General features: G+C 71.4%; 21 protein-coding genes and 1 pseudogene. 7 read left to right on the top strand and 15 right to left on the bottom strand.

The window, feature by feature from the left end:
- Positions 1-59 precede the first annotated feature (59 nt).
- From WME76_RS44125 to WME76_RS44110, 4 genes are read right to left on the bottom strand one after another with little or no spacing between them, the layout of a single operon-like run.
- Complete coding sequence (locus tag WME76_RS44125) at positions 60-1,145, bottom strand: ABC transporter ATP-binding protein (RefSeq protein WP_437958141.1); 1,086 nt, start codon at positions 1,143-1,145, stop codon at positions 60-62.
- A gap of 34 nt (positions 1,146-1,179) precedes the next feature.
- On the bottom strand, positions 1,180-2,061 hold the full coding sequence (locus WME76_RS44120) for an ABC transporter permease (protein WP_433932497.1): 882 nt from the start codon (positions 2,059-2,061) through the stop codon (positions 1,180-1,182).
- 13 nt (positions 2,062-2,074) lie between these two features.
- On the bottom strand, positions 2,075-3,166 hold the full coding sequence (locus tag WME76_RS44115; protein WP_433932496.1) for a polyamine ABC transporter substrate-binding protein: 1,092 nt from the start codon (positions 3,164-3,166) through the stop codon (positions 2,075-2,077).
- A gap of 52 nt (positions 3,167-3,218) precedes the next feature.
- Entirely contained in the window at positions 3,219-4,064 is an 846-nt protein-coding gene (locus WME76_RS44110; protein ID WP_437958140.1) for an ABC transporter permease, read from the bottom strand.
- Between the two features lie 234 nt (positions 4,065-4,298).
- On the opposite strand from WME76_RS44110, the gene WME76_RS44105 reads away from it, so the two are divergent.
- From WME76_RS44105 to xylB, 7 genes are all read left to right on the top strand, one after another.
- The gene (locus WME76_RS44105; RefSeq protein WP_437288098.1) at positions 4,299-4,748 is read left to right on the top strand and encodes a DUF2203 domain-containing protein; all 450 of its coding nucleotides are present in this window, start codon (positions 4,299-4,301) and stop codon (positions 4,746-4,748) included.
- A 10-nt stretch (positions 4,749-4,758) separates the two neighbouring features.
- Positions 4,759-5,349 carry a GTP cyclohydrolase I gene (gene folE / locus WME76_RS44100; RefSeq protein ID WP_433932493.1) on the top strand — a complete coding sequence of 197 codons (591 nt, stop codon included), beginning with the start codon at positions 4,759-4,761 and terminating at the stop codon, positions 5,347-5,349.
- Positions 5,346-6,032 carry an SDR family NAD(P)-dependent oxidoreductase gene (locus WME76_RS44095; protein WP_437288096.1) on the top strand — a complete coding sequence of 229 codons (687 nt, stop codon included), beginning with the start codon at positions 5,346-5,348 and terminating at the stop codon, positions 6,030-6,032. Before folE ends, WME76_RS44095 begins: the two co-directional genes overlap by 4 nt.
- Positions 6,033-6,108: 76 nt before the next feature.
- Positions 6,109-6,774: an LON peptidase substrate-binding domain-containing protein gene (locus tag WME76_RS44090; protein ID WP_437958139.1), complete on the top strand. Its 666-nt coding sequence runs from the start codon at positions 6,109-6,111 to the stop codon at positions 6,772-6,774.
- Between the two features lie 114 nt (positions 6,775-6,888).
- Positions 6,889-7,878 (top strand): hypothetical protein, encoded by a 990-nt coding sequence (locus WME76_RS44085; protein WP_437958138.1) that lies wholly within the window; start codon positions 6,889-6,891, stop codon positions 7,876-7,878.
- Positions 7,879-7,982: 104 nt separating this feature from the next.
- Positions 7,983-8,993 (top strand): zinc-dependent alcohol dehydrogenase family protein, encoded by a 1,011-nt coding sequence (locus tag WME76_RS44080; RefSeq protein WP_437958137.1) that lies wholly within the window; start codon positions 7,983-7,985, stop codon positions 8,991-8,993.
- A 36-nt stretch (positions 8,994-9,029) separates the two neighbouring features.
- Entirely contained in the window at positions 9,030-10,586 is a 1,557-nt protein-coding gene (xylB, locus tag WME76_RS44075) for a xylulokinase (protein WP_437958136.1), read from the top strand.
- 138 nt (positions 10,587-10,724) lie between these two features.
- Here the strand turns inward: xylB and WME76_RS44070 are convergent, their stop codons facing one another.
- The 11 genes and pseudogenes from WME76_RS44070 to WME76_RS44020 form a co-directional block, all read right to left on the bottom strand.
- Positions 10,725-11,534 carry a metallophosphoesterase family protein gene (locus WME76_RS44070; RefSeq protein ID WP_437958135.1) on the bottom strand — a complete coding sequence of 270 codons (810 nt, stop codon included), beginning with the start codon at positions 11,532-11,534 and terminating at the stop codon, positions 10,725-10,727.
- Between the two features lie 5 nt (positions 11,535-11,539).
- On the bottom strand, positions 11,540-12,490 hold the full coding sequence (locus WME76_RS44065; RefSeq protein ID WP_437958134.1) for a diacylglycerol/lipid kinase family protein: 951 nt from the start codon (positions 12,488-12,490) through the stop codon (positions 11,540-11,542).
- A gap of 337 nt (positions 12,491-12,827) precedes the next feature.
- A complete protein-coding gene (locus tag WME76_RS44060) occupies positions 12,828-14,615 on the bottom strand; it encodes a sensor histidine kinase (RefSeq protein WP_437958133.1) in 1,788 nt (595 codons plus the stop codon).
- Between the two features lie 159 nt (positions 14,616-14,774).
- Positions 14,775-15,617: a mechanosensitive ion channel family protein gene (locus WME76_RS44055; protein WP_437958132.1), complete on the bottom strand. Its 843-nt coding sequence runs from the start codon at positions 15,615-15,617 to the stop codon at positions 14,775-14,777.
- A gap of 72 nt (positions 15,618-15,689) precedes the next feature.
- Complete coding sequence (locus tag WME76_RS44050; protein ID WP_437958131.1) at positions 15,690-16,346, bottom strand: hypothetical protein; 657 nt, start codon at positions 16,344-16,346, stop codon at positions 15,690-15,692.
- A 326-nt stretch (positions 16,347-16,672) separates the two neighbouring features.
- A pseudogene (locus WME76_RS44045) lies at positions 16,673-16,978 on the bottom strand (hypothetical protein); the annotation flags it as partial.
- Positions 16,979-17,338: 360 nt separating this feature from the next.
- Positions 17,339-19,129 carry a c-type cytochrome gene (locus tag WME76_RS44040; protein WP_437958130.1) on the bottom strand — a complete coding sequence of 597 codons (1,791 nt, stop codon included), beginning with the start codon at positions 19,127-19,129 and terminating at the stop codon, positions 17,339-17,341.
- 311 nt (positions 19,130-19,440) lie between these two features.
- Positions 19,441-19,704 carry a hypothetical protein gene (locus WME76_RS44035; RefSeq protein WP_437958129.1) on the bottom strand — a complete coding sequence of 88 codons (264 nt, stop codon included), beginning with the start codon at positions 19,702-19,704 and terminating at the stop codon, positions 19,441-19,443.
- 121 nt (positions 19,705-19,825) lie between these two features.
- Positions 19,826-20,668, bottom strand: a complete 843-nt coding sequence (locus WME76_RS44030) for a carbohydrate ABC transporter permease (RefSeq protein WP_437958128.1) — start codon at positions 20,666-20,668, stop codon at positions 19,826-19,828.
- Complete coding sequence (locus tag WME76_RS44025) at positions 20,665-21,546, bottom strand: carbohydrate ABC transporter permease (RefSeq protein ID WP_437958127.1); 882 nt, start codon at positions 21,544-21,546, stop codon at positions 20,665-20,667. Before WME76_RS44025 ends, WME76_RS44030 begins: the two co-directional genes overlap by 4 nt.
- Positions 21,543-22,859 (bottom strand): ABC transporter substrate-binding protein, encoded by a 1,317-nt coding sequence (locus WME76_RS44020; protein ID WP_437958126.1) that lies wholly within the window; start codon positions 22,857-22,859, stop codon positions 21,543-21,545. The genes WME76_RS44025 and WME76_RS44020 overlap by 4 nt, the downstream gene beginning before the upstream one ends.
- Positions 22,860-22,867 lie beyond the last annotated feature (8 nt).

Below are 22,867 nucleotides of genomic sequence, written 5' to 3'. Positions count from 1 at the left end.
GACGCTCCATCGCCACAGCGACCCTGCCGCGAGGACCGCCCCGTGGACGACGCGGCGGTTCACGCCTCGTGGACGATGACGATGTCGTCGGGGTGGAGGTGGCAGAACACCCTGTCGCCGGCGTGGAGCGCCGCCTGGCCGGAGCTCTCGTTGGCCACCACGGCGGTGAGCGTGAGCCCGGAGTCGGTCCGGAGCCGGAGCTGGTCGGTCGCGCCCTTGAACAGCTCGTCCTCGACGTGCGCCTCGAAGCAGTTCTCGAAGGCGGCTTGCCGCTCCTTGCGGAGCGCGACCTTCTCCGGCCGGATCGAGATGAGCGCGCTGTCCGCCCCGGGCGCGAGGTGCTCGGCGTTGACGAGGAGCTCGATCCCCCCCTCGAGCCGGACCCGCGCGCGCTCGCCGCTCCGCGACAGGACGGCCGCCCGGAGGATGTTGGCCTGGCCGATGAAGTTGGCGACGAACGTCGTCTTGGGGCGGTGGTAGATCTGCGACGCGTCGCCGAGCTGCTCGATCCGGCCCTTGTTGATGACGGCGATGCGGTCGCTCATCGTGAGCGCCTCTTCCTGGTCGTGGGTCACGAACACGAACGTGATCCCGAGCTTCTTCTGCAGCTCCTTGAGCTCCACCTGCATCGCGTGCCGGAGCTTCGCGTCGAGCGCGGACAGCGGCTCGTCGAGGAGCAGCACCTTCGGGCGGCACACGATGGCCCGCGCGAGCGCGACCCGCTGCCGCTGGCCGCCGGAGAGCTGCGCCGGCTTGCGCTGCTCCATGCCCCCGAGCGACACCATCGCGACCGCGGCGCGGACCCGCTCGTCCATCTCCGCCCTCGGCACCTTCTTCATCCGCAGGCCGAAGCTGATGTTGTCCTGCACGGTCATGTGCGGGAACAGCGCGTAGCTCTGGAACACCTGGTTCACGTCGCGCCGGTAGGGCGGCTCGTGCGTCACGTCCTTCCCCTCCAGCAAGACGGCCCCGGTCGTCGGCGTCTCGAAGCCCGAGATCATGCGGAGCAGCGTCGTCTTGCCGCACCCCGAGGGGCCGAGCAGCGTGATGAACTCGCCTGCCCTGATCTGGAGATCCACCTCGTCCACCGCGAGGAAGCTGCCGAATCGCTTGGTGACCGCGCGGAGCTCGACCATCACACCCATCGATTTACCTCGGAGCACCTCGGAGACCGGGAGCTCATCCGCGCTCCGGCTCCTTGCGCAGGCCGAGCAGGAAGAACACGGAGAACAGGAGGAGGAGCGTCATGCCGAGCGCGGCGCCGAACGGCCAGTCGCGCGCCTGCCCGAACTGGTTCTGGATCACGTTGCCGATCATCGGCACGCGCGCCCCGCCCATGAGGTCGGTGATCGCGAACATCCCGAGCGCCGGGATGAACACGAGGAGGACCCCCGCCAGGATCCCCGGGCGGGTGAGCGGGACGATGACGTGGGAGAAGGCGGACACCGGCCTCGCGCCGAGGTCGAACGCCGCCTCGATGAGCGCGTTGTCCAGCTTCTCGACGCTCCCGTAGATGGGCAGGATCATGAACGGCAAGTACGAGTAGACGAGCCCGATGACCACCGCCGCCGGCGTGTACATGATGTCGAGCGGCGCCGAGATGATCCGCAAATAGAGGAGGATCCCGTTGAGGAGCCCCTCCGATTTGAGGATGGACATCCAGGCATACGTCCGGATGAGGAAGCTGGTCCAGAAGGGCACCATGACCAGCATGAGCAGCTTGTTCCGGATCCCCTCGCGCGCCCGGCCGATGAAGTACGCCACCGGATAGCCTGCCACGAGGCAGATCGCCGTGGTGATCGCGGCGTAGCGGATCGAGTTGAGCAGGATCTTCAGGTAGGTCGCGTCGAGCACGCGCGCGTAGCTCGAGAGCGAGAGGCGGAAGACCACCTGCCCGAGCTCGTCCCGCTCGCAGAAGCTGTAGACGAGCATGATCGCGGTGGGCGCCACGACGAAGGCGAGCAGCCACAGGAGGAGCGGGGCGAGCAGCAGCCACCCGCGGACGCCCGGCCTCCGCCGGGCGCCCTGGAACTCGACGACCTGCCCCGTGGCCGTGTTCATGACGCCCCGCCGATCACTGCGACGCCTTGAGGTCCGTCACCAGCTTGTCCACGTCCGCCGCCGCCTTGCCGATGTCGTGGAAGGTCTCCATGCCGGCGAGGGGCGGGTAGCTCGCCGGGTTCGCGAGCTGCTCCGGCGTGAGCAGCTTGCGCGCCTCGGTGTTCGGGTTCGTGTAGGGGAACTTGTCCGAGATGAGCTTGCTGACCTCGGGACGGAGGATGTAGTTCATGAACATCTCCGCGCCGATCTTGTTCTCGGCGTTGGTCGGGACCGCCAGGCTGTCGATCGCCTTGTGCGTCCCCTCGGCCGGCAGGACGAACTGGAACTTGTTCTTGTCCTCCTGGTAGAGCAGGGCCGCCTCCCCGCTCCAGACGACGCCGATGTCGACGTCGCCGTTGAGCAGCGCCGTCTTCGGGCTGTCGGAGTCGAACACCTTCACGAGCTTGATCCACTCCGCGAGCGTCGGCTTGATCTTCGCGAGGTTCTCCGGCGTCACGTCGTTGGCGTCGAGGCCCATCGTGACCATCACCCAGGCGACGATCTCGCGCGCGTCGTTCAAGGCCACGATGCGCCCCTTGTACTTCGGCTGGAACACGTCCTTGAAGCCCTTGATGGGCTCCTTCACCTTCTCGGTGTTGACGACGATGCCGACCGTCGTGCCCATGTAGGGGACGGTGTACTTGAGCTCCGGGTCGTGCGCCTGGTTCCTGAACGTCGGCGCGATGTTCTTCAGGTTCGGGATGCGCGCGTGATCGAGCGGCTGGAGCTTGTTCTGCTTGATCAGCGCCTCGACCGCGTACTCCGACGGCTGGATGAGGTCGTACCGGGTGCTCCCCGCGAGGAGCTTCGACATCATCTCCTCGTTCGAGGCGTAGGTCTCGTAATTGACCTTGATCCTCGTCTCCTTGGTGAAGCCGTCCAGGACCTCCTGCGGGATGTACTCGGACCACCCGAAGAGGTTGAGCTCGCCCCCCGCCTTCGGCTCGGCCGCCGGCCCGCTGCCCGAGGCGGCCGCCTGCGGCGCCGGGCTCTCCTTCTTGCCACAGCCGAGGAGGGCCATGAGGGGGACGACCATCAGTATCAAGAGCGCTGAGATGCGTTTCATTGGCCTTGCTCCTTGTCTTGCCGGCGCAGGCGTGCCCGCGCCGCGCTCGCCTTCAGCCCTCGTCCGGGAGCCGCCTCGCGGTGCCCTTCAGCGACTCGGCGACCACCACCAGCATCGCGGTCGCGACGATGAACACGGTCGAGATCGTGTTCAGCATCGGGTTCAGACCGACCTTCGCCATGCCGAACACCTTGATCGGCAGGGTCTCGGACTTGGGCCCGCGCGTGAAATAGGTGACGATGAGCTCGTCCATCGACAGCGTGAACGACATCAGCGCCCCGGAGATGATCGCGGGCAGAAGATAAGGCACCATGACCAGGAAGAACGCCTTGAGCGGCGTCGCCCCGAGATCCAGGGCGGCCTCCTCGAGCGACGGGTCGAGCCCCGCGAGCCGCGCCTGGACGGCGATCAGCACGAACGGGAAGCAGAAGGTGATGTGCGAGATGATCACCGTCGTGAAGCCGAGCTCGACCTCCACCGTCTTGAAGAAGATGAGCAGGCTGATCCCCATGATGATCTCCGGGATGATCATGGGAATGAAGATCAGCGTCGTGATCGACCGGAGCGCGGGGAACCTGTACCGGTAGAGCAGGAAGGCGCCCGCCGTGCCGAGCGCGACCGAGAACGCCGTGGTGACGCCGGCGATGATGACGCTGTTGCTCAGCGACTCGATGAGCGGCGACCGGCGCTCGTCGCCGAGGTGCGCGACGAGCTCGCCGAAGAGCTGCCGATACCACTTGAAGGTGAACCCCTCCCACACGACGCTCATCCGCGAGTCGTTGAACGAGTAAGCGACCAGGAGCACGATCGGGAGATACAGATAGAGGAGGACCAGGCCGCTCCAGCCGCCAAGGAGCAGATTCGACAGCTTGATGCCCGACAACCTCCGGAGTCGCATGCGGCGGCCTCGCAATCTACCACGGTCGCGGCGCGAGCTTATCGCCGGCGGAACGGCGTTTGCAACCACTGCAACCAGCCGACGTGGCCGGCGCGCCCCGCGCGCCCCGCCGACGAGCGCGCGCCGGCGCCGCGCAACGAGGGTGGCGTCCGGAGAGGCCCTTGACACCGCCCCCTCCTCCGCTTACCGGCCGTGCATGACCGGGTCGTCGCGCCGCCCTTCAGGTGAGCTCCCGTGAGCGCTCCTCGCATCTGGACGATCGAAGAGGCGAACGCCCTCGTCCCGCAGCTCTCGTCGCAGATCGGCCGGCAGCTCGCCCTGGCGGGCGAGATCGAGCGCTGCTGGCGCGAGCTCGTGGACGCCGTGCCGAGCCCGGTGACGACGCCCGAGCAGCTCGTCGAGCTGGCGCGCAGCGGCAGCGAGCAGGCGCGGGCCCAGGAGCGCGAGCTGTCCGAGAAGATCGCCGCCTACGAGGCCGGGTGGCGCGACGTCGAGGAGCTCGGGGTGGTCGTGAAGGACCAGCGGATCGGGCTCTGCGATTTCTACGGGCGCCTCGACGGCGCCCTCGTCTGGCTCTGCTGGCGCTACGGCGAGCCGGCGGTCGAGCACTACCACGCGCTCGAGTCCGGCTACGCCGGGCGCAAGCCGATCACCGCGGCCAAGCGCCGGCAGCTCCTCAACTGACGAGGCCCCCGTGATCGATCGGCAGAGAGCGGCCCGGGCCATCGAGGAGTTCCTTCGCGCGCTCGGGCGCGACGTCGAGGGGGAGCTCGCCGGCACGGGCGAGCGGGTCGCGGACGCGTGGGCGGACGACCTGATCGAGGGCGAGGCGATCGACGCGGCCGCGGTGCTGCGCGAGGGCGCCATGGAGACGGGCCCCTTCGAGCGCGGGCTCGTCGTCGCCCGCGACCTCGCCGTCACCACGATGTGCCCGCACCACCTGCTGCCCGGCCACGGCACCGGGATCGTCGCCTACCTGCCCGGCCCGCGGGTCGCCGGCATCGGCACGATCGCGCACGTGCTCGACGCGCTCGCCCGCCGGCTGACCCTGCAGGAGCGCATCGGCGGGCAGCTCGTGGATCTGCTCGTCCACGAGCTCGGCGCGCGCGGCGCGCTGTGCAAGCTCGCGCTGACCCACACCTGCCTCATCGCGCGCGGCGAGCGCAAGGCGGGCGCCCTCATCGAGACGGTCGCGGTCGCGGGGGTGTTCGCCGAGCCGGGGCCGGAGCGCGACCTCGCGTTCGCCGCCGCGCTCTCGGCGTTCTCCGGGGGGGGCCGCGCGTGACCGGCGTCGCGGTCGTCACGGGGCCGAGCCGCGGGATCGGCCGGGCGACGGCGCTCGCTCTCGCGCGCCGCGGCCTCGCCGTCGCGCTGCTCGGCCGCCCGAGCCCGCGGCTCGACGCGGTGACCGACGAGGTCCGCCGCCTCGACGTCGCCGCGCTGCCGATCCCGTGCGACGTCGCCTCCGAGGAGCAGGTGGCGCGCGCCGCCGCCGAGGTCGTGGCGTGGCTCGGCGCGCCGCGCGTCGTCGTGAACAACGCGGGCATCGTGCGCCGCGGCGCGCAGGTCCACGAGACCGCGCCGGCGGCCTGGGACGAGGTGATCGCGGTCAACCTCCGCGGCCCCTACCTCGTCTCGCGCGCCTTTCTCCCGTCGATGCTGGCGCAGGGCCGCGGGCGGCTCGTCCACGTCGGCAGCATCTCCTCGACCATCGCGTCGCCCGGCAACGCGTCGTACGCCGCGTCCAAGTGGGGGCTCGTCGGCTTCTCGAAGAGCCTGGCCGAGGAGCTGCGCGGCAAGGGGCTCCAGTCCATCGCCGTGCTCCCCGGCTCGGTCGACACCGACATGCTCGTCGGCAGCGGCTTCCCCCCGCAGATGAGCGCCGACGACGTGGCGCAGCTCATCGTGTACGCCGCGCTCGACGCGCCCGACGCCGTCACCGGCTCGGCCCTCGAGATGTTCGGCTGACCGCGCCGGCCTCCTTGCCGAGCTCGGTGTACGTGCGGCCGCCACACCCGGCGCACCTGCGTGCTAGCCTGGGGCCGTGGAAACGACGCCTCCGCGACCTGGCGATCTCGCCGCGGCATTGCCCGAGCTCCCGCTGTTCCCGCTGCCGCAGACGGTGCTCTTCCCCGGCGCGCTCTTGCCGCTGCACATCTTCGAGCCGCGCTACCGCGCCCTCGTGCGCGACGCCCTCGAGACGCACCGCATCCTCTCGGTCGTCCTCATCACGGACAGCCGCGCGGTCGACGCGCACGGCCACCCGGCGATCGCGGGCGTGGCCGGCGCCGGCGAGATCATCGACCACGCCGAGCTGCCGGGGGGCCGCTACAACATCGTCCTGCGCGGCCGCGCCCGCGTCCGCCTGGCGGAGCGCCCCTTCGTGCCGCCCTACCGCACGGCGGCCGCGACCGTCCTCGAGGACGAGCCCGCCGAGGTCTCGGCCCAGGACCACGCCGCGCTCATCTCGACCGCGGCCTCGTTCTCCTCGCTCGTCCGCGAGCGCGACAGCGGCTTCGAGTTCCGCCTGCCGCGCGACGCGGCCACCTCGCTCGTCGTGGACCTCTGCGCCCACCACCTGATCCTCGACGCCCGGGAGCGGCAGGCCGTGCTGGAGACCCTGAACGTCGCCGCGCGGGTGCGCCGCGTGACGGAAGCGCTCGCTCTCCAGCAACTCGCCCTCGCCACCGCGACGCGCGACGTCAACTGAGTCAGCCCGGCTGGGCTCGATCGCGCGATGTTTGCGCGCTGTACCTGAACGCGAGTCCAGAAGCGATGTCGAGCGGGGTGCGGGCGCCCCAAGATCGGGTAGGCTGCGCCGCCTATGGCGACCTCTCGTTCAACGGAACCTTCTGCCCCGATCATCGTCAAGCACCCGGGGTGTCCCCAGTGGGGACTCGGATACCTCGTCGAGGAGCGCGACGAAAAGCGCTTCTACGACTTCGAGGACGGCCACAATCACTCGATCGCCAAGGCTTTCTGGTCGAAGCTCGAGCCGGTGCAGCTCGGCGACGACGAGGCGAACGCCCTCGAGGCGCGGATCCGCGGGCTCCGTGATCGGCCGTCCGCCGCCGCCAAGAAGCAGCGCGCCCGCGTTGTCGCGCCCCCGGTCACGAGCTTCGACGAGCAGGTCGCGAGCTTCGAGTCGCAGTTCGAGGGCGGGTTCGGCGGCCCGCATTTCATCGCCGAGGAGCGCGGCGCCGCGGGCGGCGAGCCGGCGAACGGCGGGGCGAAGAAGAAGAGCAAGGCCTACAAGCAGAGCGCCATCGAGACGGCGCGCGCGCTGCTCGGCAAGGGCGAGCTCGAGGCGCTGCTCGCGGCGGGCAACCTCGCCGACTTCATGGAGCGCATCCACAAGGTCCACAAGGCCGCGACCGGCCTCCTGCACCCGCTCGGCGACCTCATCCCCTTCAACAAGATGCCGGCCGAGCACCACCGCGCCTACGCCGAGGCGGTCGTCGATCTCCTCCACGGCGCCGGCGACTACGCCGCGCGCTTCGACCGGCTGGCCGGCGTGCTCGCGGCGGCCAAGGTCGCCACGTGGCCGCTCGCGACGATCCTGAGCGCGCTCGTCAACCCGGAGGAGCACGTGTTCGTGAAGCCGTCCTTCTTCGAGAAGCAGGCCGTCGTGCTCGGCTTCAACCTCGCCTACGACCGCGTGCCGAGCGCCGAGGGCTATGCCCGGATGCAATCGCTCGCGCGCGACCTCGAGCGACGCCTGCGCGAGCGCAGCCTCGCCCCGCGCGATCTGATGGACGTCTACGCGTTCCTCTGGCGCACGATCTCTCCGCCCAAGCCGTCCGCCAAGTCCTGACCGCCAGCGTCGAGCCGCCCTGCGCCTCGCCGCGCGGGGCGGCGGTCGACGGCCCTCGACGCGCGGCCGCGGCCCGCTTATGCGACGCCTCAAGGAGGTGTCGCGTGAAGGCAGCCGTGCTCGAAGCCGTCAAGAAGATCGCCGTCCGCAACGACGTCGTCCCGCCGCAGATCGGCCCGCGCGACGTCCTCGTCCGCGCGAAGGCCTGCGGCATCTGCGGGACGGACGTGCACATCTGGGAGGGCGATTTCTTCCCCACGTTCCCGCTCATCCCCGGGCACGAGGTCGCCGGCGAGGTGGCCGCGGTGGGCGCCGAGGTCACGGACCTGAAGCCGGGCGACCGGGTCATGGTCGACCCGACCGTGACCTGCGAAGAGTGCCATTTCTGCATGATCAACCGGCAGAACCACTGTCTTAAGTGGAATGCCGTCGGCGTCACCCGCGACGGCGGCTTCGCCGAGCTCGTCCGGGTGCCCGCGAAGAACTGTTATCGCTTCGAGCGCGTCTCGTTCAGCGAGGCGGCGTTCTGCGAGCCGCTCGCGTGCGTCGTGTTCGGCCAGGATCGCGCGCGCATCGAGATCGGCTCGGAGGTGCTGGTGATCGGCGCCGGCCCGATCGGCCAGCTCCACCTCCAGGCGAGCCGCGCCAACGGCGCCGCGGCGGTCACGGTGGTCGACGTCGTCGAGTCGAAGCTCGACCTCGCCCGCCAGCACGGCGCGACCGAGGTGGTCGTCGCCGACAACGCGGTCCAGGCGAAGCTCCGGAAGATCGCGCCCTACGGCTTCGACGTCGTGATCGACGCGACGGGCATCGCCCGGGTGCTCGGCGACTCGCTGCAGTACGTCAAGAACGGCGGCCGGTACCTCGTCTTCGGCGTGTGCGGCCCGCACGACAAGATCGAGATCTCGCCGTTCGAGATCTACCGACGCGACCTCGAGATCATCGGCAGCTTCGCGATCCGCAGGACGTACGACCGCGCCTTCAAGCTGATGGAGCGCGGGGCGGTCGACGTAAGGAAGCTCCTCTCCGAGGCGATGCCGGTCGAGGAGCTCCCGCGCGGGCTGGAGATGATGAAGAAGGGCACCGCGCCGATGAAGCTCCAGGTCGTGTTCTAATCGCTCACCCTTTCTTTACGAAAAAGGACGCTCTCCATGGCCATCGTGATCGGAATCGACGTTGGGACCAGCGGCCTCAAGGCCATCGCAGTTGAGACGGAGCGCGGCGCGGCGGTCGCGTCGGCGCACCGCGAGTACCCGCTCTCCACCCCGCACGCCGGGTGGGCCGAGCAGGATCCCGAGGACTTCGCCGCGGCGGCGCTGAGCGCCCTCGGCGAGCTCGCCCGCGCGCTCGGCCCGCGCCGGGACGAGGTGCGCGCGATCGGGCTCACCGGGCAGATGCACTCGGCGGTCTTGCTGGACGAGGCGCAGGCCGTGATCCGGCCGGCGATCCTGTGGTGCGACACGCGCACCACGGCCGAGTGCGAGGCGATCCGCGCGAACCCGAAGGTCGGCGACGCGGGCCTCGCGCGCCTCGTCGGCAACCGCGCGCTCGAGGGGTTCACGCTGCCGAAGCTGCTCTGGCTGCGGGAGCACGAGCCCGAGGCGTTCGCCCGCGTGCGCGCGGTGCTGATGCCGAAGGATTTCGTGGGCTTGCGGCTGACGGGCGAGCTCGGGACGGACGACAGCGACGCGAGCGGCACGCTGGCGTTCTCGCCGGGCGATCGCGCCTTCAACGCCGAGCTGCTCTCGGCGGTCGGCGTCCCGCGCGGGATCTTCCCGCGGTCGGCGCCGTCGAACGCGCCGCTCGGCCAGCTCACGTCCGAGGTCGCGTCGGCGACGGGCCTGCCCGCGGGCACGCTGGTCGTGCGCGGCGCGGCGGACAACGCGGCGGGCGCGGTGGGGCTCGGCATCGTGCGCCCCGGCCGCGCGATGGCGTCGGTCGGCACGAGCGGCGTCATCCTCGCCCACACCGACTCGTGGATCGTGGAGCCCGAGATGCGGCTGCACAGCTTCTGCCACGCGGTCCCGGGCCGCTTCTACCTGATGGGCGTGATGCTCGCCGCCGGCGGCGCGCTCCGCTGGTACCGCGACGTCCTCTGTGACGGCGAGCGCATGGGGGCGGAGCTCCGCAAGGTCGATCCGTACGAGATCATCTCCGACACGGCGTCGACGGCGCGCCCGGGCGCCGGCGGGGTCGTCTTCCTGCCGTACCTGATGGGCGAGCGCACGCCGCACAACGACGCGGCGGCGCGCGGCGCGTTCGTCGGGCTGAGCGCCCGCACGACGAAGGCCGACGTGTCGCGGGCGGTGCTCGAGGGCATCACGTTCGGGCTGGCGGACTCGCTGGGCCTGATGCGCGGCGTGGGTCAGACGAACGGCGCCGCGCCGGTGACGATCGACGAGATCCGGCTGACCGGCGGCGGGGCGCGCAGCCCGTTCTGGCGCCAGCTCATGGCCGACGTCTTCGAGGCGCCGGTGGCGATCACGACGTCGACCGAGGGGCCGGCGTACGGCGCGGCGCTGCTCGGCGCGGCGGGCGCGGGGCTGTTCTCGTCGGTCGAGGAGGCGGCGGACGCGTTCGTCCATGTCGTCTCGCGCGTCACGCCGGACCAGGCGCGCTCGGCGCGGTACCGCGAGATCCACGCGGTGTACCAGGGGCTCTACAGCGACCTGCGCGAGCGGTTCCGGCAGCTCGGCAAGCTGGCGTGAGATAGAGAGAATCGAACCACAGAGGCACAGAGGGCACAGAGGAGAGAGAAGAAGAAAGAGTCATTGCCTCTCTTTCTTTTCTCCCCTCTGTGCCCTCTGTGCCTCTGTGGTTCGTACTCTTCTTCTCGTGTAACTCGCCTACGCCGCCCGCACCCACCCCCGCGGCGTCTCCTCGAAATGCTCCGGCGCCGCGATCCCGAAGGCGCTGCCCTCCGGCTGCCAGTAGTTGCGCTCGATATGGATCTTGTTCCCGTCGATGCGTATCACGTTGAACGCGTTCTGCTCCCCGCGGCCGCGCGTCGACGTCGCCGTGCCGGCCTGGATGATCAGGGATGAGTGGCCGCCGGCCTCGAAGCGCTCCGCGGAGCGGCCGGTGTGGCTGAGGTGCAGGTGGCCTGACATGATGATGTCCACGCCGCAGCCGGCGATGGCGGCCATCGCCTGCTTCGCGCGACCGACGATGTCGTGGGGCGAGTTCTCGGGCAGATCGAACGGGTGGTGCGTGACCACCACCTTCGTGACCTCGGGCCCGAGGCCGCACATCCTCTCCTTGATCCCCTCGATCTGGCGCGCGTTGATGCGCCCGTCCTTGATCGTCAGCGAGCGCGCGGTGTTGATGCCGAGGATCGCGATCTCCGTGTCCACGTGGAACGGCGAGAGATCGTCCGTGATGTGGCTCCGGTATCTGTCGAGCGGGCGAAAGAACCGGTCGAACAGGTTGTAGAGCGGGACATCGTGGTTCCCGGGCACCACGATCTGCGGCGTCGGCAGGTCGTCGAGGAAGGCGCGGGCCTCGGCGAACTCCGCGCTGCGCGCCCGCTGCGTCAGGTCGCCCGAGACCACGACCACGTGGGGCGCGATCCCCCATATCCTGTCGATCAGCGGGCGCAAGATGGTCTTGTCCACGCGTCCGAAGTGCAGATCCGACAGGTGCACGAGGGTGCGCATGACGATCATCCCCCCAGCGCGGCGAGATGCCCCGGTTGGTCCTCCTGCCGTCGCGATCCCGCGCTGATGTCCGACGACGGGGGAACGATGACGCGCAGCGCTGACGGCCTCGTGCGGTAAACGAGCGGCGGCGTCATCCGGAGGATCTCGCCGTCCGCGGCCACGTGGAGCTTCCGGCAAGGCGCCTCCACGCGCAGCTCCGTCGTGCGCATGACGCTGAAATCATTCGCTTTCTGGATGCGCCCGGCGAAGGCGCTTGCGATCAGCTTGACCATGGCCAGGCGGCTCTCCGCGCGCGCCACGCACACGCCGAGCTCGCCCGGGTGCGGCGGGCGCTGGCGGGCGAGGTCGAGATCACCCAGCTTGAAATCGCTGTTGGCGACGAACACGAATGGCGTGTCGAGCTCGAGCTCCTGCCCATCCAGGAGGAGCCGGAGTCGAGCCCCCTTGTGGCGCCGGATCCCGGAGACGGTCGCCAGCGCGAAGGCGAGCCACTTGTTGATCCCCCTCCGCTTCCGGAGCGCCTCGCGGTCGCGCACGATGCTCGGATAGATGCCCAGGGTCGAGTTGTTCACGAAGACCCGGCCGTTGACCTCGCCCAGATCGACCTGGACGCGCCGGCCCTCCACCAGGGTGCGCACCGCGCCCTCCAGGTCGAGCGGCACACCCAGGTACTTGGCGAAATGGTTCACCGTGCCGAGCGGCAGGACGCCCATCGTCTTGTCGGTCTCGGCGATCGCCGCGGCGACCGTGCTCATCGTGCCATCACCCCCGCCCGCCACGACGAGATCATAGGGCCCCCGCGCCGCGCGCCGGGCGAGCTCCCCCATGTGCCTTCCCTTCTCGGCGCACAGCAGATCCGCGGCGAGGCCGCTCGCGTTCAGGAGCTCCCCGAGCCGCGCGCGCTGCTCCGCCGCGCGGTTCGACCGAGAAGAGCAGTTCAGGAGGACAGCCACGGATCGTTGTGTCACCGTCGAGTTTCCAGCAGAGAGCGAGGCTCGTGTTCACCGGACGGCGACGAGGCAGCTCACGCGCCCCGCGCCGTCCCGACGAGCAAAGCAAGCCGCGCGCCCGGCCTCTCCGCTGCTTCCGGCGCCCCCGGCGAGGCGCGCTTTCACCGACCGTCTCCGCGGGAAACCACCCCTCCGCCGAGCGCCTCGCGCTCCCCGGCGGAGCCGACAGCCCCGCCGGCGGAGCGGCCGCCCGGCCGGCGGCGCCGCTCCAGGCTGCCTCACGCAGCCCGGGGCGTGGCGGATTGCCACGCTACCGTGCGAAGCGCGCCTTCGCCGCGCCTCAGCGAACGCTGCCCGTGGCGTCCGACTCGTGGCGAGGCCAGGTGAAGAAGAACGTGGCGCCTGCGCCCTTCTCGGACTCGACCCACGCGTGTCCGCCCTTGCTGAGCACGATCTTCTGGACGATCGAGAGCCCGATGCCCGTCCCCTCGACGTTGTCGCGCGGGTTCAGGGTCTGGAAGATCTCCCATACCTTCTGGTGGTACTGCGGGGCGATCCCGGGCCCGTTGTCCTTCACCGAGAACTCCCAGAGATCGCCCAGGTCCCGCCCCCGCACCTCGACGCGCGCGTCGGGGCGGTCGGCGTACTTCAGCGCATTGCCGATCAGGTTCAGAAAGACCTGCTCGAGCGGCACCCGCTCGGTGAAGAGCGTCGGCATGCCCGCCGCGACCTCGATCGAGGCGCCCTCGGGGATCGTGAGCAGCGCGAGGACCTCGTCGAGCAGCCTCCGGACCTCCACCGTCTCCGGCTTGTCGCGGGCGCGCCCCGCGCGCGAGTAGCGCAGGATACCTTCGATGAGCGCCTCCAGCCGGACCACGCGCGAGCGCAGCAGCGTGATGTGCTGGCGCGTCTCCGGCGGCACCTTGTCCACGAGGTCGTCCTCGATCCACTGCGAGAGGTTCGCGATGGCGCGCAGCGGCGCCTTCAGATCGTGGCTCGCCACGTAGGCGAAGCGATCGAGCTCCTGGTTGCTCCGCTCGAGCGCCTGGATGAGGTGCTGCGCCTTGCGGAACAGGTGCGCGTTATCCATGGCGATGGCGGCCTGGGCGGCGAGGCCGACCACCAGCTTCTCCGCCCGCTCGGTGAAGACGCCGGGCGCGGGGTGCCCGAAGAACAGCCCGCCGATGACGCTCCCGGAGCGCGAGATCACCGGCACCGCGAGGTAGCTGACGACCGGCAGGTGGCCTCTCGGCATGCCGTGGTGAGGCGCGTTGTTCCCGTAGCGCGGATCCCGCGTCACGTCGTCGAGTCGCACGACGCTCTCCCCGTTGAAGGTCGGCGCGAACACGTCGGTGTTGCGCGGCATCGGGAACCCGGAGAAGTGGTCGCGGGACACGCCCGAGATGGTGTAGAGCGTGTAACTCTTCCCCTCCGCGTTCGTGACGTTGTAGAAGAACGCGCCGAACTGGGCGCCGCTCAGCCGGGTGGCCGCGTCGGTCACCGCCTGCACGAGCTTCTCCAGGTCGAGCTCCGCGGCGAGCAGCTTGCCCGCTTGATTGAGCAGCTCGAGCGTCTCGCCCTCTTCCTGGAGCCTCGTCTCCGTCTGCTTGCGCTCGGTGATGTCGAGCACGATCGCCCCCACGGCGACGATCTGCCCGTCGTTCGAGCGCACGGGGGCGTAGTTGACGATCCACGCGCGCGGCCGGTCCGACGCCCGCGTCCTCCCCGTCACCTCGGCGGAGAGCGCCTCGCCGGTCTCCAGGACGCGCCGGAGCGGGGCCACGATCGCATCCCCCATCTCCGGGAGCAGCTCGGGGATGGTCTTGCCGAGGTGCGCCTCCAGGGGGATCCCGTTGATGTCCGCCAGCGCCTGGTTGAGCCGCACCACGCGTAGGTCGCGGTCGATCACCCCGAGCCCCGCGGTCGTGGCCTGGAAGAAGGCGTCGAGCAGCGCGCAGTCCTCGTGGGAGCCGCGCAGCCCGTGGGGGCCGTGCTCGCCCAGCGCACCGCGCTCGCCACGCGCGCCCCCCGCCCCCTCGCCGGGCCGCGGCGCGTCCCCCGCGTGCGCCGCGGGCGAGGCCGCGTCCAGCGGCTCGGCCCTTCCCTGATGCGAATCCGTGTTCTCCATCGACCTCGTGGCCACTGGATGCTCCCGCTCGAGCGTGGCGCTCGAGTGCAAAGGCGACTCGGCTGCGTGTCGCCGGACGGTCTCTCCAGTTCAGCACGGAGCGAGGGACCAGGCGAGATGAGGCGAGAAGATCCTCGGGCAACGGCAGAGCTCGGCAACTCAGAGGGAGGGGGCCGACCGCCGCTCGCGGAGCGGGATGTGCAGCTCGCGCTGGGGCACCGGGACGACGATCCCCTCGGCGTCGAGCCGCTCCTTGAAGTGGCGTGTCAGCTCGAGCCGCGTCGCGAAGAAGTCCGCGGGCAGGGTCCAGGCGCGGACGAGCAGGTGGACCTTCGCGTCCGCGAGCTCGATCACGTCGACCGCCGGCGCCGGCTCCGTCAGCACGCGCGGCTCGCTCGAGAGGACCTCCCGCAGCGAGGTGATCGCGCGGGCGAGGTCGGCGCCGGAGCTGACGCCGATCGTGAGGTCCATGCGCCGGCGCTGCGCCCGGGTGAAGTTCTGGATCTTCGCGGACCGGACCTTCGAGTTGGGCAGCATGATCGGCACGCCGTCGAAGCTCGTCAGCTTGGTCTGGAACACGTCGATGGCGTCGACGACCCCGGAGGTCCCGTCGACCTCGACGGCGTCGCCGACGTCGAACGGGCGGAGCACGAGGAGGACGAGCCCGGCGGCCACGTCCGACAGCGTGTCCTTGAGGGCGAGGCCGATGGTCAGGCCGGCGGCGCCGATCACCGCGAACAGGCTCTTGGTGTCGACGCCGAAGCGCTCGAGCACCGCCATCACGGTGATGGTCAGCACGGCCAGCCGGCTCACGCTGGCCAGCACCGGGACGAGGGTGACGTCGACGTGCGTCCACCGCTTGCCGAACGACCGCACGCTCCGCGCCGTCCAGGCCGCGGCCGTCCACCCGACGATCCCGATCAAGAGCGCGCTCGCGACGCCGGCCCCGTGGCTCCTGAGGAGCTCGATCGGCGTGCCCAGCGTCGGAATCTCCTGCTCCACGGTGCATCCTCCTCGCCGGCCGCGCGCCGGCTCGCCCTGGGCCGGGCTCTCTCCGCGCGCGGCCGGCGGGAGTCAACCTGCGAGCGCGGTGAGGCGGCGGAGCTGCTGCGCCGCGCTCTCGAAGCCGTTGACGAGGCCCTGGAGGAGGTGGGCCACGGCGCTGTCCTTCGCCGCCCTCGTGGCGCGCGCCGGGCGGGCCGCGAACCACGCGAGCTCGCCGGCGGCCGCCTCGACGAGGGGCCGGCGCTCCGAGAGCCAGCGCGCGCACCACGCCGCGAGGAGCGTGTCGCCCTCGGCCGCGGCGACGTACTGGATCAGCGCGACGAGGTCGATGCCATGGCGCATCCCGAGGAGGGTGCCGCGGTAGGACTTCTCGGCGCTCAGCAGGTGATCGGCGATGTGATCGCGCAGCGCCGAGAAGGCCTCGCCCACCGCGCTCCCGCCCGCGCTGACCGGCAGCCCGCGCTCGCCCACGAGCGCGGGGAGCTCCGACAGCACGGCCTCCGCGTGGGACGACACCGCCCGCAGGGCGCGCGCCGGCGGCGTATCGCCTAGCCGCTCCGCCTCCACGAGCGGATGGGTCCTCGCCGAGTGCTCCGTCTGGAACAGCTCGCGCACGAGGTTCGCCAGGAAAGCTCGCCCCTTCTGGCTCTCCTGCTGCGGTCCGGATTCGTCCTTCTCCGGGCCGCCCCCGCCGTTCGGCGCCCCGTTGCTCTGAAGTTCCTGCATGGTCGCTCCCTCTCCCCCTCCGCGTGGCAAGGTCAGGACCCGCTCGCGGCGCCCTTCCGCGCTCCCTTCCTCGCCCCCGAGGTCGTCTTGCGCGAGGCCCCCGCCCCGCCGCGGCGCGCCGTGCCCTGCGCGGCGCGGGGGCGGCTGCTCGTCGCCTTGCGCGCGGTCGCCTTGCGCGCGGTCGCCTTGCGCGCGGTCGCCTTGCGCGCGGTCGTCTTGCGCGCGGTCGTCTTGCGGCCGCGGGCGCCGGTCGCGGAGCTCTTCGCCGCGCTCTTCGTCGCCGTCTTCTTCGCGGCCGGGCGCTGCTCCGCGCTCGACGCGGCGCTCCGCCCGGCGGCGTTCCGCTTGCGGGTCGCCGCCGCCTTCTTCGCCGCCGCGCTCCTCGCCGCGGCCGGCCGCGCCTTGGACGCGGCGCCCCCCTTGCGGCCCCCCTTCTTCGCCGGCTCCTTGTTCACCGGCTTGCCGACCCCCGAGCCCGACTTCTTCCCTCCGCCGGTCATCTTGTTGACGGTCGCCCAGGCCCGCTTCTCGGCTTCTCCCTCGGGGACCCCTCGCTTCTCGTATCCTTCCTCGATGTGCTCGGCCTGCCGCTTCTGCTTGTCCGTGTAGCTCGATTTGTCGCCTCTCGGCATGGTGCCCTCCTTGCGAGCCTCCTCCGCCGTGCGGGTCTACCTCTCACGCTGGAAGCTCCGGCCCGACCTGCGGTGCGAGCCCTGAGGACCATGTGAACCATGAGAAGAGAAACAGGACCGTGCCTGTGGCTCGGGTCCATCGATGGGCGGAGTCTGACGTCGGTTGTTCCAGGAAGGAGCAAGCGCGATGCCGAGTTGCGAGGGCGGCGCCGTCCCCTGACGTGAGTCCGGATTTCCCGTCTCTTGCGGCTCTACCGCCGCGCGGGCCGCGGGATCACGGGGGCGCGAGCGTGGCAATCGGCCCCGGGTGATGAGGAACGCCCCGGTTGCTTCAGGCGAGGGGCGGGGCGGGGCGAGGGCTCAGAGCGACTCAAGATAGGCGACGAGATCGTCGATCTGCGCCTCGGTCAGTCCGGAGACGTCGCCGTGCTTGTCGCCTCCGCACCGCGGATCGAAGCGATCGCGGAGCGTCGCCGCGCAGCCGTCGTGCATGAACGGCGCGCGCCCGGCGATGCCGATCAGCGAGGGCACCTGCAGGACCTCGTCTTTGCCGACGTCCTCGTTCCGGTCGTTCGTGAGCATCGGGCCGCTGTGGCAGTCCGCGCAGGCCACCTTCTTGTCGTGGAAGAGCGCCGCGCCGCGCGCCACGGCGGCCTCGTCCTCGGGCGGCGACGCCGGGAAGGCGGGCAGGCTGTCGATGTAACGGGCCATCAGGTCGAGCCGCCGGGCGCCGGGCTGCGGCCCGCCCATGCGGGAGACGAACACCTCGCTCATCAGGCCGTCGAGGTCCATCAGGTCGCCGCTCCAGTGGAGGGGCGCCGTCTGCAGGATGCCGCCGCCCATGGCCTGCGTCCGCCGCTGGCCCACGGGGTCGAAGTTCCACGTCCGTCCGTCCTCGTGCCCTTCCGGGTGGCACGACGCGCACGCGGCGGCGCTCACGCCGTTCGGCGGGCGATGGAACATCTCGTGTCCGGTGTCTCGCACGGTCGCGCCCGGGAGCGCGATGGTGCGCCGGTCGAACACCTCCACGTCCTCCGGCGCGCGGATCACCTCCAGGGCCGCCGGCTCGCGGAGCTGCACGACGATGTCGCCCCGGCCGTCGATCGCCACGGCGATCGGCTGCCCGCTCAACGGCTGCGGTACGGCCGCGGGAGCGCAGTTGCCCTCTCCGTCCGCCATGTCGTCGAGGGTCGTGCTCACGACCATGTCGTTGCCGGCTGCCACCACGGCCACGCGCTTGCCGTCTGGCGCGATCGCGACGTCGACCGGGAGCGAGACGCTCGGGAGCGCGGCCGCGGGCGCGGCCGGTCCGCCGACGGCGCCCGCCGGGTCGATCGTGCTGATCGTGCCGTGCACGATGTTCCCATCGCAGTTGGTCGCCTGGTAATAGCCGCCCGGGCTGAGGGTGACCTGCGACGACATCGCGCGCTGGTGCAGCATCACCGCGCCGCCGCCCGGGCGCGGCGCCATGCGCCAGGCCACGGACGGCGTGTAGCTCGAGGCGGAGCCCCCGAACCCTGTCGTGTTGAATTCGGGGAGCGCGCGGCGCGCGAGGACCTCGCCGTCGGCGCCGATGACCAGCGTCTCCGCGGACTTGAAGCGGCTGACCAGGAGCCGGTCGCCTTCGACCACGACGTCGCGCAGGTCGGCGGCGGGGCGGAGCTTCCGGACGGCGGGGCCACCGGCGGCCGGGAGCGTCACGAGCTCGCCGCCGGCGCAGGCGACGTGGATGGCGTCGCGCGCGGCGTCGTAGGCGACCCCGCGGGGGGCGCGGCAGACCTCCCGGCGCTCGAGGACCGACCGCGACTCGATATCGAGGGTCACCACGGCCCCGGCGCGCCGGAGCGCCACGTGCACCCGGCCGCCCGCGTCCTCGACGAGGCGCCCTGGCTCGTCGCCGTGCTCCAGCCGGATCTCCCCCGGCGCGCCGCCGTCGAGATCCACGATCCAGACGCGATCGCGGTCGGGGTCTGCCGCGACCGCCGTGTGTCCGTCGCTGGCGATCATCAGCGTTCCACCGCTGATGGCGGGCGGCGGCACCTCGGTCACCGTGATCCGCGGATCAGGGCCGCCGACGCCGAGATCGGCCTCCCAGGGTGGCTCCCCCGGTCCGCAGGCCGTGAGAAAGGACGAGAAAACGCTCGTGGCCAAGCTCCCTACGAGGACAAGAGAACGACAAAGTCGCTGACGCATGAGTTCCTCCGTTCGCCGCGCGCGCGAGCTCAGCAAGAAGGATTCCAGGGAGACGTCGAGTTTTGGACGGCGGCCATGCCGGCGAGCGGCGCGCGACGCCCGGCGCCGCGGGCCGGAGCCCGACGCCGCAGGGCGGAGCGGGAAGGCGTGTTCTCAGGCGTGGTGCGAAGAAAGCGGCGCGCCGCGCGCGCCGGGAGCGGGCGTCGGGCCCCCGTGTCGCGGCGGCGCTGGACAGCGCGGCGGAGGCCGGAGCGCGGGCGCGGCGTCCGTCAGCGGTAGGCTCCGCCGTACCCGATCTCGTGCTCGATCTTGACCAGCTTGTTGTACAGGCCGATCACGAGCAGCGATGGCACCCACTGGCCAACGAAGTTCGCGATCTGCTTCTTGCCGGCCAGCATGAAGCCGGCCGACAGCACCATGGATCCGATCGCCAGCCCGAGATAAGCGCCGGACGGGACCTGGGCGGTCCTCTCCTCGATCTTCGTGGTGACCTTGCCCTCTTCCTTCTGCATCATTGGTTCGGTCGTCGTCATCGTGGATCTCCTTCGGCGGCGCCTCGCCGGCGCTGCGCTTGCCGTCGCGAGCCGGTGCGACGACCGGGCCAGAACCGAGGGCGTCCGGACGGGAACAAACAGCGCAGCGACGGCCGGGCGCTCAGATCCGCGCGGTCACCGCGCGGAGGAGCTGCCGCTGCGCCGCCGCGAACACCGCGAGCACCGGCAGGCTCAGGATCACGTTCCCGGCCATGACGAGGTGCCAGCGGACCCCTGTCCCCTGCTCCCGCAGGAGGGCAATCGCGAGCGGGAGGGTGCGCACGTCATCGTCGGTGGTCATGACGAGCGGCCAGAAGTAATCGTTGTAGTGAAACACGAAGCTGAACAGGAACAGCGCCGAGAGCGTCGGCCGCAGCATCGGGCCGAGGATCAGGTAGATGATCCTGAGCTCGCCCGCCCCATCCATCCTCGCCGCCTCGATGATCTCGTCGGGGACAGAGAGCAGCGCCTGGCGCACAAGGAACGTCCCGAGCGCGCTGACCCCGAAGGGCAGGATCAGCGCCGCGAACGTGTTCACGAGGCCGACCGAGCCGAGCATCGTGAACACCGGGACGAACGTCACCTGCGCCGGGATGAGCAGGCACGAGAGCACGAGGACGAACGCGGCGCTCCGCCCGGCGAACCTGAGCTTCGCGAGGGCATAGCCGGCCGGGAGCGCCAGGGCGATCTGCAGGAGCGCGATCGCCGTCGCCATGAACACGGTGTTGGCGAAATACCGCATCACCGGCACCGCCTGGAGCACCTCGCGGTAGGCGTCGAGCTGGAACGCCTGCGGCAGCGGGTACGCCGGGGCGCGGGTGATCTCGGGCAGCGTCTTCAGCGAGGTGATCGTCATCCACGCGTACGGCCCCAGCCACACGACGGCCACCAGGACGAGCACGGCGTCCGAGACGATGCGCCGGGCGGCCGAGCGCCCCGCGCCGCCGCTCTGCCCCGCGGTCACGACGGCCGCCTCCCCTCGCGCGGGGCGCCCGCGCGGAGCGCCCGGAGCTGCAGGACGGTCAGAAGCAGCAAAAACACGAAGAAGATCACGATCATGGCGCTCGCCCGGCCGACCCGCAGGTTCACGAAGACGTGCTCGTAGATGGCGTAGACGAACAGGGTCGTCGCCTTCACGGGCCCCCCCTGTGTCATCACGCGGACCACGTCGAACGCCTGGAAGGACAGGATGAGGCTCGTCGTCGCCACGAACGCGGCGCTCGGGCGGAGCAGCGGCCAGGTCACGTGGCGGAACCGCCGCCACGGGCCGGCCCCGTCGAGCGCCGCCGCCTCGTGCAGCGCGCGGGGGATGTCCTGCAGGCCGGCCAGGAAGATGACCATCGCATACCCGGTGATCTTCCAGACGCTCACCGCCGCCAGCGCGAGCAGCGCCGACCGCGGGTCGCCGAGCCAGCTCATCGCCGGCAGGCCGAGCCCGCGGAGCGCCGCCGAGAGCACCCCGTCGGCGTCGAGGATCCACATCCACAGCAGCGCCACCGCGACCCACGACACGACGTAGGCGCTGAACACCGCGCCCCGCACGAAGGCGTAGACAGGCCCTGGCCGATCGAGCGCCACCGCGAGCGCGAGCCCCAGCGAGCCCGAGAGCGTCACCACGACGGCGCTGTAGCCGAGCGTGCGGAGGAGCGTCCCGGTGAGCTCCCCGCTCCCGGCGAGGATCTCGTAGTTCCGCAGCCCGACGTACCGCGGCGGCGTGAGCAGGTCCCACGCATAGAGGCTGTTCTTCGCCGCGAGCAGCAGCGGGACCAGGAAGAACACGGCCAGGAAGGCCGCGGTCGGCAGCAGGAGCAGGTAGGGCGAGAGGGGGTGCTTGGGCTTCATCGCTCGCGCGCCGCGCGGACGGCCTCGGAGAGGGTCTCGGCGGCGTCGCGCGGGGCGAGCACCGCCTCTTCGAGCCGGGGCTGCACCGCCTCGCGCTGGACGCGGAACAGGTCCGGGGACCACGGCCACGGCGCGGCGTGCGCGAGCTGGTCGACGGCGACGCGGTCGTTCGGGTGCGCGGCGTAGTAGCCGCCCTGCGAGAGCGCCTCGAGGCCGCGCCGCGAGACGGGCATGTAGCCCGTGCGCGTCGCCCACGCGTTCGCCTGCGCCGGCTGCATCATCCAGCGCAGGAACGCGAACGCCGCCTCCTGCGCCGCCGGCGCCGCGCCCCGCGGCATCACGAACATCGTGCCGCCCGTGGGCACCGAGGCGCGCACGTCGCGCGGCAGCGGCGCCGCGCCGACCTCGAAGCTCCCCGCGCCCGCCTGGCCCGCGTTGTCCTCCAGGTAGCGAAGGAACGCGGTCGAGGTCCAGATCATCGCCACCCGGCCCGCCAGGAAGTCGGTGTTCGTCACCTGCCACGCGTTGTAGTCGCGCCCCGGCGGCGGCTTCATCGTGCGGTCCTCGTGCACGAGCGCCTGCCAGAACCGGAGCGCGCGCACGCCCGCCTCGCCGCCGAGCGTCGGCGCGCCGTCCGGCCCGAGGAGGTCGCCGCCGGCCTGCCCCACGAGCGCCGCCCAGAACCACCAGTCGATCGGGCACTCGAAGCCCCACCGCCGCGTGCTGCTGCCGTCGCGCACGACGAGCCGCGCCGCCGCGCTGCGCAGCTCGTCCCACGTCGACGGCGGCGACAGCCCGAGCTCGCGGAACACGCCGCGGTTGTAGTAGGCGATCGGCGTCGATCGGTTGAACGGCAGGCACACGAGCGGGCGCTCGCCGCCGCCCACGAACGTCCCCGCCTGCCCGAGCGCCTCGACCACGTCGAGGTCGCCGCCGGGGACGCCGGCGACGAACCGATCGAGCGGCTCGAGCGCGCCCGCCTCGGCCAGGTAGGGCACCACCTCGCCGACCACGTGGGTGAGCGCCGGCGCCGCGCGCGCCGCGAGCGCGGTCCGCAGCTTGGCGAGCGCCTCGAAGTAGTCGCCCTGGTACACCGCCTCGATGCGGTAGCGGCCCTGCTCGCGGTGGAACTGGTCGATGAGCGACAGGAGCACCTCGCGGTTCTTGCCCCCGTACGCGAACCACAGCGAGGCCTCGACGCGCCCGTCCGGCGACCGCCGCGCGCACCCCGGCGGCCCCGCCGCGGCCGCGGCGATCGACGCGGCGAGCGCCCGGAGCGCGTCGCGCCGCGACAGGGACGGCGCCCGGCTCATGGCGCGGC

The sequence above is a fragment of the Sorangium sp. So ce119 genome, from assembly GCF_051524405.1.
GTDB classification, from domain to species: domain Bacteria; phylum Myxococcota_A; class Polyangia; order Polyangiales; family Polyangiaceae; genus Sorangium; species Sorangium cellulosum_G.
Note: the sequence above shows the minus strand (reverse complement) of the source record. Positions and strands in the feature narration are given on the sequence as shown.

What these genes read in the sequence shown, in the direction of transcription:
- WME76_RS44125 (WP_437958141.1), bottom strand. Translation starts at nt 1,145, where the DNA reads ATGGGTGTGATGGTCGAGCTCCGCGCGGTCACCAAGCGATTCGGCAGC.
- WME76_RS44120 (WP_433932497.1), bottom strand. Translation starts at nt 2,061, where the DNA reads ATGAACACGGCCACGGGGCAGGTCGTCGAGTTCCAGGGCGCCCGGCGG.
- WME76_RS44115 (WP_433932496.1), bottom strand. Translation starts at nt 3,166, where the DNA reads ATGAAACGCATCTCAGCGCTCTTGATACTGATGGTCGTCCCCCTCATG.
- WME76_RS44110 (WP_437958140.1), bottom strand. Translation starts at nt 4,064, where the DNA reads ATGCGACTCCGGAGGTTGTCGGGCATCAAGCTGTCGAATCTGCTCCTT.
- WME76_RS44085 (WP_437958138.1), top strand. Translation starts at nt 6,889, where the DNA reads ATGGCGACCTCTCGTTCAACGGAACCTTCTGCCCCGATCATCGTCAAG.
- xylB (WP_437958136.1), top strand. Translation starts at nt 9,030, where the DNA reads ATGGCCATCGTGATCGGAATCGACGTTGGGACCAGCGGCCTCAAGGCC.
- WME76_RS44070 (WP_437958135.1), bottom strand. Translation starts at nt 11,534, where the DNA reads ATGCGCACCCTCGTGCACCTGTCGGATCTGCACTTCGGACGCGTGGAC.
- WME76_RS44060 (WP_437958133.1), bottom strand. Translation starts at nt 14,615, where the DNA reads ATGGAGAACACGGATTCGCATCAGGGAAGGGCCGAGCCGCTGGACGCG.
- WME76_RS44050 (WP_437958131.1), bottom strand. Translation starts at nt 16,346, where the DNA reads ATGCAGGAACTTCAGAGCAACGGGGCGCCGAACGGCGGGGGCGGCCCG.
- WME76_RS44035 (WP_437958129.1), bottom strand. Translation starts at nt 19,704, where the DNA reads ATGACGACGACCGAACCAATGATGCAGAAGGAAGAGGGCAAGGTCACC.
- WME76_RS44025 (WP_437958127.1), bottom strand. Translation starts at nt 21,546, where the DNA reads ATGAAGCCCAAGCACCCCCTCTCGCCCTACCTGCTCCTGCTGCCGACC.
- WME76_RS44020 (WP_437958126.1), bottom strand. Translation starts at nt 22,859, where the DNA reads ATGAGCCGGGCGCCGTCCCTGTCGCGGCGCGACGCGCTCCGGGCGCTC.